Raw genomic sequence first — 14,674 nt, forward strand, 5'->3', positions numbered from 1 at the left:
TCGGCCAGCCAGGAGGAGACTTCCCTCCCGAAAGTTGCACGGTCACCAGTTCGCTCAAAGCCGGTAAAGGGCCGCGTACTTGCTCTCCAGGTAGTCGAGCAGGTGCTTGGAGTCGGGGGCGGAGCCGGTGGCGCGGGAGATGAGGTCGACGGGCCGGTAGAGGCTTCCCTGGCGGTGGATTTTTTGGCGCAGCCAGTCCAGCAGGGGACGCATCCGGCCGGTGGCGATTTGCTGCTCCAGGTCGGGGAGGTCCTGCTGGGCCTTGGCATGGAGTTGGGCGGCGTAGACGTTGCCCAGCAAGTAGGTGGGGAAGTAGCCGACCAGCCCCTGCGACCAGTGGGTGTCCTGCAGCACGCCCTCGGCGGCGTTGCCGGGACGGATGCCCAGGTACTCCTCCATTTTGTCGTTCCAGACCTCTGGCAGATCCTCGACTTCCAGTTCGCCCTCCACCAGGGCTTTCTCGATCTCGTAGCGCAGGATGATGTGCAGCCCGTAGGTGACCTCGTCGGCCTCCACGCGGATGTAGGAAGCCTCCACCAAATTGACGGCATGCACCCAGTCGTCGAGAGCGACGTCGGAGAGGTTGGGAGCCCTTTCGGCCAGCTTGGGCAGCCAGTGGCTCCAGAAAGCGCGGCTGCGGGCGATGACATTCTCCCACAGGCGCGACTGCGATTCGTGGACGCCCAGCGAAACCGACGACATGACCGGCTGACCGAAGCGGGCCGCCTCCAGCCCTTGCTCGTAGAGTCCATGGCCGCACTCGTGGATCATCCCGAAGAAGGCTCTGCCCAACTGGGTTTCCGAGTAGCGGGTGGTCATGCGCACGTCCAGCGGCGAGATGCCCACGCAGAAGGGATGCGGCGAGACGTCGAGGCGTCCGGCCTGCCAATCGAATCCCATGGCGCTGAGCACCGAGCGCCCGAAGTCGTTCTGCACGTCCACCGCCACCGGACGCTGCAGCAGACCGCGGTCGGGCTGGTTGGGCGATTCCTGAATCCGGCCCAGCAGGCCGCTCAAGCGCGGACGCAGGACGGCGAACAACTCATCCAACTGAGCGCTGGTCATCCCCGGCTCGTAGGAATCGTGAAGCGCGTCGTAAAGAGTGCCTCCATTGCGCAGGCATTGGGCCTGGCGGCGCTTCAGTTGCAGCATCTTCTCGAGATGGGGGGCGAAGGCCGCGAAGTCGGACTTCTGGCGGGCTTCAACCCAGGCCTCGTAGGCCAAGGAGCCGGTCAGAGCCAGTTCGCGAACCAGGTCAGAGGGCAGCCGGACGCCCTTGTCATACTGGCGCTTCAGCTCGCGGACGGAGGCCGCGTCCCACTCGTTGAGTTCCCCGTCCGAAGAGAGCTCCTGCAACAGCTCGCCCAAGGCCGGATCGGTCAGCCTCTCATGGCTGAGGGAGGCCAGGACCGAAATCTGGCGGGCCCGCAGAGGCCCTCCCTTCTTGGGCATCATGACCTCCTGGTCCCAGGCCAGTCCGTCCCCGATTCCCCGCAGCGCCTCCAGTTCCTCGCTGCGGCTGAACAACTCCTGCAACTTCGCTTCCGTGCTCATAAAGGCAGCATTCTAGCGGTTTTCCAGCCGCGCTGCGGAGAGAAGGTCCGCCTCGATACAGCGCAAAAGCAATGAATCTAGCCTAAAGAGTCGAACTTCTTTACAATTAGTGCATCAAAAGGAGCGCATGAAGAAGGCAACCATCTTTCTCTGTACGGCATTATTGGCGGGTAGCGCCTTGGGCTATCAGGAGTCGATGCAGATCGAAGCCAAGGCAGAAGCCTTGCTGCTCGAGGAGCGATACGAAGAAGCGGCGCAAGTCTACCGCCAGGCACTGAAGCTGAACCCCAGGAGCTACACGGCCCACTACAACCTGGCCAAGGCCCTGCTGGCACTGGGCAAGAACGAAGAGGCCGAGGCCCAGTTGTTCAAGGCCCGCGACGACGCCCCTGAAGTCTCCACCTTTCACGATCTGCTGGGTCAGATGTTCTTCGAGATGAAGAACTACGATGCCGCCTTGCAGTCTTTCGCTGAAGCGCAGCGCATCGACCCCTCCAATGCCCAGGCCTCCTACAACCTGGCCCGCACCTTGGAGGAGGTGGGACGCGCCGACGAGGCCGAGCAAGCCTATGGCAGCGCCCTGGAAGCCAATCCCAAAGACGCCCAGGCCCTCTTCAACCGCGGCCTGCAAAAGTCGGCCGCGGGCGATCACAGGGCAGCGGCGCAGTTCTTCACTCAGGCCGTGGAGGCCGATCCTTCGCTGGCCAACGCCCACTATTCGTTGGGCGTCTCACTTTCCGAAACAGGGCAGTACGGCAAGGCAGTGGAGGCTTTCCGCAAGGCCGCCGAACTCGAACCCGACGACGCCGACATCTTCTTCGCACTGGGAAAGCTGCATTACAACTACCAGCAGTACGCCGCCGCCGTCACCGCCTTGAAGAAGGCTGCACGGCTCGATTCATCGGTGGCCGAGCATCACTACACGCTGGGCCTGGCCCTTGCCGACTCCTCGCGCCACGTGGAAGCCATCGAGGCTTTTCAACGCGCCGCCTCCATCAAGGGCAACGGCGACACCTACGCGGCGCTGGGCAATTCACAGTACATGATGCGCATGATTCCCCAGTCGATCGCCTCCTACAAAAAGGCCATCCAGTGGTCCCCCAACTCGGCCGAGGCCCATTACGGACTGGGGCTGGCCTACGTGGCTCAGCGCAACCTGACAGCCGCCCGCAAGGAATACGAGATTCTCAAGAAACTCAAACCGTCCTATGCCCGCACGCTCAAGCGCTACCTGCGCTGACTCTACTCGCTGGCGCCCACTGCCATAGGCTGAAGGGAAGGGCGGGATTGGCGCCGGCGAGGCGTGACCCGCTTGAAACAATGCCTGCTGACCGGCCAGTGGGCGAGCAGTTCCTCGGCCAGAGGACTGTTGGTCAGTTGGAGGTGGCGGCTCAGGCAGTCGTGCAAAGGACGCAAGTCCTCTTCGGCCTCTAGCTGGCGGGCCTCAACGGTTTGCGGATTGAGATGCACGTGGAGGCGGTCGTCGGGGTCGTAGACGAAGGCGCTGCCGCCCGTCATCCCGGCGGCGAAGTTGGGACCCACCGGGCCCAGGATCACGGCCATGCCTGCGGTCATGTACTCGCATCCGTGCATTCCGCAGCCTTCCACCACGGCCAGGGCCCCTGAATTGCGCACGGCAAAGCGCTGGCCCACCACTCCGGCTGCGTAGAGCTGGCCTCCGGTGGCGCCGTAGAGCAGCGTGTTTCCGGCGATGGAACGGGGTTGCGAGGCCTCCACCCCGTCGGGCGGACGCAAGACCAGCTCTCCTCCCGACATGCCCTTGCCCACGTAGTCGTTGGCGGCTCCCACCAGGGTCAGATGCATGCCCCGGCTGCAGAAGGCCCCGAAGCTGAGTCCGGCGGCGCCCTGGAAGCAGGCCCGCACTCGGCCTTGGAAGGGCTTTCCGGCCAGGCTGAGACGGGCGATTTCTCCCGCCAAACGGGCACCCACCGAGCGCTGACGGTTGTGGATGGGGAAGAAGAGGTGCGCGTCGTCGTCCCTTGCCAGGACGCGGGAAGCGGCCCTCATCAGCGGACTTGGGCGGCCAACCGCCGCGGTTCTGACGAGGCGAGGGGCCTCTTCGCGGCGGAGCAGGGGCGAGAGGTCGAGCCGCTGCGTCCGCGGGTGGCCGGGGAGGGCGCGGCGGACCAGCAAATCGGTTCGTCCAACCGCTTCCTTCAGCGTCCTTAGACCCAGCGCGGCCAGCAGGTGGCGGACCTCCTCGGCCAGCGAGCGCAGATAGCGGATGACGCGGCGCGGATCTTTGAGGAAACGCTCGCGCAGGTCGGGACGCTGAGTGGCCACGCCCACGGGACAGGTGTTCTGGTGGCAGACGCGGGCCATGACGCAACCGGCGGCCACCAGCGCCACGCTTCCGAATCCGAAGCGGTCGGCGCCCAGCAAAGCCGCCATCATGACGTCCCGGCCCGTCTTGAGCCCGCCGTCCACGGTCAGTGCCGCCCGCGAACGCAATCCGTTGCGGGTCAAAGTCTGATGGGTCTCGGCCAGCCCCAGTTCCCAGGGAGTGCCGGCGTACTTGATGGAGCCGCGGGGAGAGGCTCCCGTCCCGCCGTCGTGTCCGCTGATGAAAACCACGTCGGCGCCCGCCTTAACCACCCCCGCAGCCACCGTCCCAACCCCGGTTTCGGAGACCAGCTTGACGCTCACCGCGGCCTCGGGCTGAACCTCCTTGAGGTCGTAGATCAACTGCGACAGGTCTTCGATGCTGTAGATGTCGTGGTGGGGAGGCGGCGAGATGAGTTCCGTCCCGGGACGGCAGTGGCGCAGTTCGGCGATGTGTTCATTGACCTTGTGGGCCGGCAGGTGCCCTCCCTCGCCAGGCTTCGATCCCTGGGCCATCTTGATCTGCAGCTCGTCGGCCGAAACCAGGTATTGGGCGGTGACGCCGAAGCGTCCCGAAGCCACCTGTTTGACGCGGCTGTTGGCGTCCTCCGCGGTGCCTTTGCTGAGCAGGCGGCGGCGCGACTCGCCCCCTTCGCCGCTGTTGCTGACGCCTCCCAGCCGGTTCATGGCCAGGGCCAGCGTTTGGTGGGCCTCGGGGGAGAGGGCGCCCAGCGACATGGCAGCAGTGGTGAAGCGCCGGCAGATGGCGTCCGCCGGCTCGACTTCCTGGAGCGCTATAGCCCTCTCATGCTCTCGGAAGTCGAGCAGATCGCGAAGCGACACCGGCGGACGCGACTTGAGAAATTCTTGAAATGCAGCCTGAGAACCGGGCCGGCCCTGAGCCACCGCCTGCACCTTCTTCACCATATCGGGATTGAGGTCGTGGTGTTCCTGGCCGCGGCGAAAGCGGTGCAGTCCGCCCAGCGGGAGGCGCTCGGGACAGTCCTGGTAGGCTTCTTGATGGCGTGCTCTCAGGTCTTCCTCGATCTCGGCGTAGCCGATGCCTCCCAGGGGCGAGGGCGTGCCCGTAAAGCACTCCTCCACCACCTCCCGGTCCAGCCCCAGGATCTCGAAGATCTGCGCTCCCTGGTATCCGGAAAGCGTACAGATGCCCATCTTGGACATGATCTTGAGCAGGCCTTTTTCCAGGGCCCGGCGGTACTGGGCGGCTTGAGCCTCGTCAAGCGATTCCAGCACCAGCCAGGGACAGACTGCGGAGGCGCCGTAACCCATCAGAAGAGCCAGGTGGTGATCGTCGCGCACGTCCGCCGCCTGGCAGACGATGCTGACCCGTCCGCGCAGTCCGCGGCGCACCAGATGGTGATGGACGGCTCCCAGGGCCAGCAGCGAGGGGATGGCGATGCGGCGGCGGTCGATGTTGCGGTCGCTGAGCAGCAAGAGCCAGTCCCCCCGCCGTGCCGCCTCTTCAGCCTGGGCCTGGAGCCTGCGCAAAGCCCCAGGCAGGCCCTCCTCCTCTCCGAAACAGACGTCCATTGTGAGGAAGGGCGTTTCGGCCTTGAGACGACTCAACATCGGAGAGGACAGGAAGGGCGTTTCGAGAGAAATCCGTTCAGCCTGGCGGGCCGTCCGCCGCAGCGGATCGCGCATGGGGCCCAGCAGCGATTGCAGCGACATCACCGAACCCTCGCGCAGAGAGTCCATGGGCGGATTGGTGACCTGAGCGAAGCGCTGGCGGAAGTAATGGGAAAGCGGCCGGCAATGAGGCGAAAGCACCGCCAGGGGCGTATCGTCGCCCATGGAACCGATGGGTTCCTTGCCGGTTTCGATCATGGGTTGGAGGATGAAGTCCCACTCCTCTTTGCTGTAGCCCATGGCCTGCTGCAGGCACAGCCGTTCCTGCTCGCTCAAGCGCTGGGAGGAGGAGAGCGGTTCGCAGCCCGCCTCCAGGCGGCGCAGTCCGCGCTTCAGCCACAGGTTCCAGGGACGTCCTCGCACCGCCCCGCGCAGAATCTCGTCCTGATGCAGCAAACGTCCCTGCTGGAAGTCGACTCCCAGGATTTGGCCGGGACGGCAATCGCCGCTTTCTTCGATGCGATAAGGACTGAGGTCGAAAAGACCCGTTTCAGAACCGGCCATGACCACCCCGTCGCTGCTGCGCTGATAGCGCAAGGGTCGAAAGCCGTTGCGGTCCAGAGCGGCGCCCAGCCGCAGGCCGTCAGTGAAGACCAGCGCCGACGGACCGTCCCAGGGCTCCTGAATGCAGGCATGGTAGCGATAAAAGTCGCGCACTTCCTCTGACATTTCCGAGCAGCCCTCCCAGGCCTGCGGGACCAGCGCCATGACGGCCTCGAACAGGTCCCATCCGCTCAATGTCAGGAACTCCAGCAGGTTGTCGAGACTCATCGAGTCGGAAGCGTCTTCTTCCAGAAGCGGCAGCAGATCGCCCAAGTCCTCTCCCCAATCCGAGTGCTCGATCAGGGCCTCGCGGCAGGACCACCACAGGCGGTTGCCGCTGAGCGTGTTGATTTCGCCGTTGTGGGCCAGCAGGCGAAAGGGCTGAGCCAGGCGCCAGGAGGGAAAGGTGTTGGTGCTGTAACGCTGATGGAAGACGGCGAAACGGGAAACGAAGTCGGAGCGTTGAAGATCGAGGTAAAAGTCGCCCAGGTCACGGGCCCGCAACAGTCCCTTGTAGACCATGACCCGGCTCGACAGGGAGGGCACGCAGCAACCGGGCAAGCGCTGCATCTTGCGTCGCAGCAGGTAGAGATTGCGCTCCTGCAGAGGGTTCCGCCCGTCGGGCCGCGGACGGCTCCCGTCCGGCTCCAGAATCATATGAAAGATGTGGGGCTGAGAAGCGGCTGCCAACTGGCCCGGAACCTGCCGGTCGACAGGGACCGGGCGCCACTCGTCGACCCTGAGTCCGCGTTCCTGCGCCAGCTCTTGGGCGGCGCCTTGCAGCGGCTGCGGGGATCCCTCGATAAAAACCACGCCCACCGCGCGTCCTGGGCCGAAGACCTCCTCGGGAATGGCGGTCAGAAGGCCTGAACCGTCCCCGCTCTTGCCGTCGGCGGCCACGGCTCCGCGGTGATCGATGCGGCGCAGAGCTTCCAGCCCCATCTCCACAATGGCGCGCTTGGGCTCTCCCGAGAGGTGGGCCACGAAGCCCACCCCGCATCCGTCATGTTCGTAGCTGGAGCGATACAGCCCCCCGCTCTGCTCTCTGGGCATAGGTTACCTATTGAAGCAGCTGCGTGACCATAAGTAAAATAGAAAGTTTTTATTCGGACCATCGAATAATTAGATGAGTTCCGTTCAAGGATTGAAGCGCTTTTCAGGCCAGGGGCCCTTGCGGGTAGGTCGTTGCAGGCTTTGCCGCAACCGCTTCAAAAAGCGGCGGCGGGACATCTCGCGGCATCCCAGACTTTTGAGATGTGGGGACGGCACCTGGCAGTCGATGAGGTCGAATCCCCATTTCTGCAGCCCCCTGCTGAGGGCCGCCAATGTCACCTTGGAGGCGTCTGAGGCCAGCGAGAACATCGACTCGCCGAAGAACATGCCGCCCAGGGAGACGCCGTAGAGCCCTCCCTGCAGGCGGCCGTCCTGCCAGGCTTCCAGCGAATGGGCGAATCCGGCCTGGTGCAGGCGGCCGTAGGCCTGCAGCATGTCGTCGGTAATCCAGGTGGACTGGCGTCCCGGGCGGGGATTGTCGGCACAGTGCCGGATGACTTGGGAGAAAGCGCTGTCGACCCTCACCTGGAAGCGCTCCTGGCGTATCGCCTTGGCCAGCGAGCGCGAGACGTGCATTTTCCCCGGTTTGAGGACCATGCGCGGATCGGGCGACCACCAGAGGATGTCGCTTTCTTCCGAGTACCAGGGGAAGATGCCCTGCGAGTAGGCCGCCAGAAGGCGTTCCAGCGAGAGATCGCCGCCCACGGCCAGCAGCCCGTCCGGCTCCGACCACTCGGGAGGAGGGAAGACGAGTTCGGGACCGAGTTGATAGACGGGCATTGGCTAAGGGGGCGTCGGCGGACGAGGGTTACACGTCGAAGGCCAATTCTCCGTCCCTGAGGCGGACGGTGACCTTCCCGCCCGAGGACAGTTTGCCGAAGAGCAGTTCGTCGGAGAGGCGGTCCTTGATGGCGGTCTGAATCAGGCGGTGCAGCGGACGCGCTCCGAATTTGATGTCGTAGCCCTTCTCAGCAAGCCATGTGCGGGCCGCCGGGGTGACCTCAAGCTTGACCTTGCGCTCGATGAGCTGAAGCTGCACCTCGCGGATGAACTTGTCGACCACCTTGGCGATGATCTCGGGAGGCAGACTGGAGAAATTGACGACGCGGTCGAGGCGATTGCGGAACTCGGGACTGAAGGCTTTCTCCAGCGCCTTCTTGGCCTTGGAGCGCATCTCGGCGTTGGCGACCATGGCCGAATCGCCGAAGCCGATCGATTCCGCACTCACTTCGCGGGCCCCCACGTTGGAGGTCATGATGATGATGACGTTGCGGAAGTCGGCCTTGCGTCCGTTGTTGTCGGTCAGTGAGGCCCGGTCCATGACCTGGAGGAGAATGTTGAAGACCTCGGGATGGGCCTTTTCCATCTCGTCCAGCAGCAGCACCGAGTAGGGGTGCTTGCGGACCTCTTCGGTGAGCAGCCCTCCCTGGTCGAAGCCCACGTAGCCGGGAGGCGCGCCGATCAGCCGGGCCACCGAGTGGCGTTCCATGTACTCGCTCATGTCGAAGCGCATAAAGTGGACGCCCAGAATCGAGGCCAACTGCTTGGCCACTTCGGTCTTCCCCACGCCGGTGGGACCGGTGAAGAGAAAGCAGCCCACCGGACGCTCGGGATTGCCCAGCCCGGCCCGCGCGCGCTTGATGGCGGAAGAAACCGAGTGGATGGCCTCATCCTGGCCGAAGACCACTTTCTTCAGTTCGCCCTCCAGGGCCGCCAGCCTTTCCTTGTCGGAAGTGTTGACGCTGCGGGTGGGAATCTGAGCGATGTCGGCCACGATCTTTTCGATGTCGTGGGGCAAGACCATCTTGCGCCGTTTGCCCTTGGGACGCAGGCGCATGATGGCGCCCGCCTCGTCGATAACGTCGATGGCCTTGTCGGGCAGATAGCGGTCGTTGATGTGCTTGTGAGACAGGTCGCTGGCCGCCTTCAAGGAGGTTTCAGAATACTGGATGCCGTGGTAGTCCTCGTAGTGGCTCTTCAGGCCCTTGAGGATGAGGAAGGTCTCCTGCACGCTGGGCTCGCGCACGTCGATCTTCTGGAAGCGCCGCAGCAACGCGCGGTCGCGCTCGAAGTGACGCTTGTATTCCTCATAGGTGGTTGAACCGATGCAGCGCACTTCTCCCTCGGCCAGCACCGGCTTGAGGATGTTGGAGGCGTCCATGGAACCGTCGGATGTGGCTCCGGCGCCGACCACGGTGTGGATCTCGTCGATGAAGAGCACCACGTTTTCGCGCTTGGCCACGCCTTTGAGCACCGCTTTCAGGCGCTGTTCGAAGTCGCCCCGGAACTTGGTGCCGGCCAGCAGGGCCGGCAGATCGAGGGTGAGGATGGTGGCGCTTTTGAGCAGCTCGGGGACGCGTCCCTCGAAGATGCGCCGGGCCAGGCCTTCCACCAGGGCCGTCTTGCCCACGCCCGGATCCCCTACGAAGATGGGGTTGTTCTTGCGCCGGCGGCACAGGACTTGAACGGTGCGGCGCAGTTCAGCGTGGCGTCCTATGAGCGGATCGATGCGTCCCTCGGCGGCTTTGGCCACCAGGTCGACCGTAAAGGTTTCCACCGGATCGGCCTTGGCCCGCCGGGCGGGACCGTAGACGCTTTCTTCGGCTTCGGCCTCTTCGTCCTCGTCCAGCTCAGCCGGCGGCTCTCCGAAGACGTCCTCGGAGGCGCTCTTGGAGACGCCGTGAGAGATGTAGTTGAGCACGTCCAGCCGGGCGATGTCCTGGGAGGCTAGAAAGTAGGCGGCGTGAGTTTCGTCCTCTTCCAGGATGGCGGCCAGGAGATCTCCCGCGTCGACTTCTTTCTTGCCTGAAAAGTGGACGTGAGTGAAGGCGCGATGCATCACCCGCTCGAAAGCCACCGTCTGCTCCAGCACATACTCGTCCTCGCCCTCTACGCGGGCCAGGTCCTGGGACACGAATTCTTCCAGATCCTTGCGCAGTTGGCGGATGTCCCCTCCGCAGTTGACCAGAACTTCGACTCCGTACTCGTCCTGCAGAAGGGCCAGCAGAAGATGCTCCACGGAAAAATACTCATGACGTTGGTCATGGGCTTTGCGGAAGGCCGACTCCAGTAAGGCTTCCAAAGGTTTGCTCAACATCATAATCTTCTCGGCTCTCTACTCTGGCTCCATCGAACATCTCAAGGGATAGCCGTTATCCCTGGCCCGACTGTGCACCGAACGGATCTTGGTTTCGGCAGTTTGAGCCGGGTAGAGACCGGCCACTCCGATTCCCTGGTAATGCACGTTGAGCATGATCTGAACGGCCTCCGTCTCGCTCTTGCGGAAGATGCTGCGGAGAATATCGACTACGAAGTCCATGCTGGTGTAATCGTCATTATGGAGGAGGACCCTGAACATGGGGGGCTTTGTGATCTTGCGCCGAGTCTTGGGCTTCTGAACAGTGGCCGGATTCGATCCGCTTTGACTCATGCGTCATCTTCCCTCCGCCGGCGCAACGCGCCTGACACTCTCACGATTCTACACAAAATCACAGGGGGAATTAAGGGAATCGCGGATCGTCTCGAACCGCGATTCCCCATTCGCGGCGGCGCTAGCGCGCTTGCCCGGCGGGCAGGCTGGAGAGCTGGAATCCGCCCGAAGTGCGCAGGGAGGTGACGATTACGGGTACATCGGAACTCAGGCGCAGGGTGCCTTCAAAGGTCTCTCCCACGTCATCGGGAAAGAACTCTTCGATGAACCTCGAGTCCTGGTTTCCGGCCGCCAGCGGTAGCGTGATCGTGGCCACGATGACGCCATCGTCGTCAACCAGGGTCATCTCCACTTCAGCATCCTGTTGGGAAGGATTGGCCAGGGCCACGCCGGTGCTGAAATTGACCTCGGTGACGCCGTCCACCGGCGAGAGGCCGATATCCTTTTGGATGAACACCAGGGCTTCGCCGACGGCGGTGCTCTGCGCCACCCCGGCTTCGAAGAGGACGGTTCCGGCCGACGAGAACTGGAAGAGGGCGCTGCCGCGCACATCCTGATCGGCGCTGACCACGGCCCATCCTCGTTGCAGGGTGTTTCCGGAGCCCGTCTGCACCCGCAGCGAGGAGCGGGGCGGGATGACGAACTCGACGCTGGAGTCGGTCCCGCCCACCCCGGCGATGGGCAGGCTGAGCGGCTGTCCGTCGATGCCGATAAAGTCGACTTGGCCGTTGGCCTCCTCAAAGCCCAAGTTGACCAGGGTGATGAGCGTCGATTGCCCCTCGCCGTCGGCGATTTGGGGGAAGAAAATCTCCCCCGAGGGTTCCCAGATCTCCATTACTTCAGGGAAGAGGGCGAACAACTGCCCCTCGTGCCCCACCAGCCCTCTCAAATCGGGCGCCGGCAGGCGCGCCAGCAAGACGCCGCTGAAAGCGTCGCGGATGAGGATGTCGTCACCCAGGGCGTAAACCAGGTTGTTGTTGAGCAAGGAGGGAAAGCGCAGTCCACTGCCATCTTCGGTGATGACGGTCAGCAGATCTCCATTGTCAGGGTCGTGGACCCGGATTTCGGCCGCCCCGGCTCCGTTGTCCTCCAGGAACACATAGAGGCGATCATAGCCCAGAGCCAAGCCGCCCGGGGCCAGGGTGAAGCCATCTGTCTCAACCCAAGCCAGGGTTTGGTCCGAGACGCGGATGGCGCCGTAAGCGCTCGCGACCGGGTTGGTGGCGAAGACATACTTCTCGGTGGCGGCCAAGGAGGAACCGGCGGAACCGATAAAGGCCAGCGACCAAAGGGTGGAGCCGTCGCTGAGAGCATGTGCGTTGAGCGTGCCGTCCTGCTGCAGGACATAAGCCCGGTCTCCCTGCATCACCAGCGGAGCTTCACCCACAGTGGAGTCCACTTCCCACAAGGTGATTCCGGTGGAGGCTTGGCGGGCCGCCACTTTCTGATCTCCGGCATAGAGGGCCAAGTCGCCCGTCACGACCGGATGGCGGCCCTGCGAACTGCCGACAGTGACGTCTTGCCAGATCTCGCTCAGAACGGAGACGCGGATAGCCTTGACGGTGGAGGTGGCCGGTCCGCCCAGGAGCAGAATATCGTTGGCGTAGGAGGGCGTGAAGTTCAGCATCTCTTCGGTGCCCAGGAAGGTGGTGGTCAAAAGAGGCGTCAGGACGTCCGCCTGCTGGCGCAGGTCGAAGAGACTGTAGCGGACGGGGTCGACTCCGTCGGAACTCTCGCCCACAACCAAGAAATCCTCGAAGGCCGTGCAGCCCCGGGCGTCGTCCACTCCTCCCAGTGTCAGGGAGCGGATCATGCGCAGGGGTGCATTGAAGTTGCCCATGTGGGCATTCAAGCCGGTGCGTTGGGGGTTGTAGCCGGCTGTGGCTTGGTCGCCGACGTTCTGAGCCGCAGCCGTTCCCGCCAAGAACAGAAAAAGGGCCCCAAGGGCAATCGTCTGTCGCATCGAAGTCCTCCAAATACTCTTCCATAGAGAGAAAGATGTCCTCATAGCTGCCCCCTATCATGCATCATCGCTCTGCTGTTTCCTACAAAAAAGCGAATAAACTCGCCGAAAGGAATCTCACTCGTCCTTGCGCAGGTCCAGATCCTTCATTTTCTGCTGCAAGCTCTGGCGGTGGATGCCTATGGCTTGGGCGGTGTGGGTGATGTTGTGGTCGTGCCGGCGCAGTTGCCATTGCAGGTAGCGCTTCTCGAATTCCTCGCGGGCTTCTTTGAAGTCGAGCCGGAAGAACGGTTCCAGATGCAGTCCGCTGGTGTCGACGCCGCTCCCTGGAAGGTAGTTGCGCACCTCTTCGGGAAGTTGTTCCACTCCCGTTTCTTCTTCGTTGCCCAGCACCACCAGCCGCTCGATCATGTTGCGCAACTGGCGCACGTTGCCTGGGAAGTGGAAGGCAGCCAGCCTGGACAGCGCCTGGTCGCTGAAGCGCGGCTTGGGGCGCTGGTGCTTGGCGGCGAAAATCTGGCTGAAATATTCGACCAGGGCGGGGACGTCCTCGCGACGCATGCGCAGGGGAGGCACCTCGATCCGCACCACCTCCAGGCGATAGTAGAGGTCTTCGCGAAAGCTTCCTTCCGTGACCATCTCCTTGAGGTCGCGGTTGGTGGCGCTGACCAGGCGGACGTCTACTTGGACGGCCTGGTTGCCGCCCAGCCGCTCGATGCGCTTGTCTTCGATCACGCGCAGGATCTTGGCCTGGGTCTCAACCGGCATGTCGCCCACCTCGTCCAGAAAGAGCGTGCCTCCGTCGGCCTGCTCGAACTTGCCCAGACGGCGCTGGGAGGCGCCCGTGAAGGCTCCCTTTTCGTGACCGAAGAGTTCGCTTTCGATCAGGTTCTCGGGGATGGCCGCGCAATTGACGCAGACCAGAGGCTTGGAGGCGCGGGGACTGCGCCGGTGGATCTCGCGCGCCACCAGTTCCTTGCCCGATCCGCTCTCCCCCGTCAAGAGCACGGTGACGTCGGTTTCGGCTACCTTTTCCACCAGTCCGTAGACGCGCTTCATGGCTTCGCTGCTGCCGATCAGATCTCCATAGCCGCTGGCGGCGGCCAGTTCGGCTTTGAGGTTGACGTTCTCCTGGCGCAACTCGATCTGGCGGGCGGCGTTGCGCACGATGAGGCGCAGTTCATCGATCTCGAAGGGCTTGGCCACGTAGTGAAAGGCGCCCCGGCGCATGGCTTCGACGGCGATTTTTTCGCTGCCGTGGGCGGTGATGATGATGACCAGGGGCGGGAGGTCTTCGGCCATCAACTCGTCGAGCAGGTCGAATCCGTCTTCGCCCTCCAGGCGCAGGTCGAGCAAGACCAGTTCCGGGCGCTCCTCCTGGAAAATGCGCCGGGCGGCCGTCAGGTTTCCCGCCTCGAAGACCTTGCCCCTGACGGCCAGCGTTTTGCGCATGCCGTAGCGTGCGGTTTCTTCGTCGTCAACGATCAGTATCTTCATGCTTGCCGTCCTCGGGGAAGACCAATAGAAAGGACGCTCCGCGCTGGCTAGGTTCCAGCTCCACCCGTCCGCCCAGCCGCTCCACCTGTTGCTTGACGATGGCCAGTCCCAGTCCCGTGCCCTTGGACTTGTCGCTGACGAAAGGCTCGAAGAGTTGGGGACGGATGGAGGAAGGGATGCCGCGTCCGTTGTCGCGCACCCTGATCCACCAACGATTGTGCTCGACCTGGGCCTCGAGCGCAATTTCGTCGCCCGCTTTGCAGGCCTCGACCGCGTTGCCCAAGAGGTTGCCCAGCACCTCTTCGAGAGCGCCGCGGTTGCTGCTCACCCCAGCGTCCCGCGGACGCGCCGCGACAGTCAGCGAGAGTTGGCGCGAAGCGATGTCGCCCCGGAACAGCCCCGCCACCTTCTGCAAAAGCCCAAGCAGCTCGACTTGCTGGCTCCCGGGTCCCCGCTTGCCCTCTTTTTCGAGGCGGGAAAAGCGCAGCAGACTGGTTACGGTGTCGGAGAGGCGGTCCACCTCGGCAATCATCATCGAAACCTCGCGCCGCTGCTCCTCGGTCAGGTTGTCGGACTCGCCCCACAGTTGCATCAGCGTCTTCATGGAGCTGAGAGGATTCTTGACATTGTGGGCCACG

General features: G+C 63.5%; 9 protein-coding genes. 1 reads left to right on the plus strand and 8 read right to left on the minus strand.

The features are described 5' to 3' along the window. Positions 1–54: 54 nt before the first annotated feature. Complete coding sequence (locus tag VLU25_08205; GenBank protein ID HSR67911.1) at positions 55–1,554, minus strand: carboxypeptidase M32; 1,500 nt, start codon at positions 1,552–1,554, stop codon at positions 55–57. A 127-nt stretch (positions 1,555–1,681) separates the two neighbouring features. On the opposite strand from VLU25_08205, the gene VLU25_08210 reads away from it, so the two are divergent. After that, entirely contained in the window at positions 1,682–2,794 is a 1,113-nt protein-coding gene (locus VLU25_08210; protein ID HSR67912.1) for a tetratricopeptide repeat protein, read from the plus strand. 2 nt (positions 2,795–2,796) lie between these two features. Here VLU25_08210 and gltB read toward each other — a convergent pair whose 3' ends face one another. The 7 genes from gltB to VLU25_08245 all read right to left on the minus strand — a co-directional run. Next, positions 2,797–7,146 (minus strand): glutamate synthase large subunit, encoded by a 4,350-nt coding sequence (gene gltB / locus VLU25_08215; GenBank protein HSR67913.1) that lies wholly within the window; start codon positions 7,144–7,146, stop codon positions 2,797–2,799. A gap of 84 nt (positions 7,147–7,230) precedes the next feature. Further along, positions 7,231–7,926, minus strand: a complete 696-nt coding sequence (gene aat / locus VLU25_08220; GenBank protein HSR67914.1) for a leucyl/phenylalanyl-tRNA--protein transferase — start codon at positions 7,924–7,926, stop codon at positions 7,231–7,233. A gap of 28 nt (positions 7,927–7,954) precedes the next feature. Then, on the minus strand, positions 7,955–10,243 hold the full coding sequence (gene clpA / locus VLU25_08225) for an ATP-dependent Clp protease ATP-binding subunit ClpA (GenBank protein ID HSR67915.1): 2,289 nt from the start codon (positions 10,241–10,243) through the stop codon (positions 7,955–7,957). 18 nt (positions 10,244–10,261) lie between these two features. Then, a complete protein-coding gene (locus VLU25_08230; GenBank protein HSR67916.1) occupies positions 10,262–10,576 on the minus strand; it encodes an ATP-dependent Clp protease adaptor ClpS in 315 nt (104 codons plus the stop codon). 121 nt (positions 10,577–10,697) lie between these two features. After that, positions 10,698–12,539, minus strand: coding sequence for a PQQ-binding-like beta-propeller repeat protein (locus VLU25_08235; protein HSR67917.1), 1,842 nt, complete (start codon positions 12,537–12,539; stop codon positions 10,698–10,700). A 117-nt stretch (positions 12,540–12,656) separates the two neighbouring features. After that, positions 12,657–14,036 carry a sigma-54 dependent transcriptional regulator gene (locus VLU25_08240; protein HSR67918.1) on the minus strand — a complete coding sequence of 460 codons (1,380 nt, stop codon included), beginning with the start codon at positions 14,034–14,036 and terminating at the stop codon, positions 12,657–12,659. Then, the coding region (locus tag VLU25_08245; protein ID HSR67919.1) for a HAMP domain-containing sensor histidine kinase at positions 14,017–14,674 on the minus strand (658 nt) is incomplete at its 5' end. The genes VLU25_08240 and VLU25_08245, both read right to left, overlap by 20 nt.

The organism is Acidobacteriota bacterium, from assembly GCA_035471785.1.
In the GTDB taxonomy this organism is placed as follows: domain Bacteria; phylum Acidobacteriota; class UBA6911; order RPQK01; family DATIPO01; genus JANQFM01.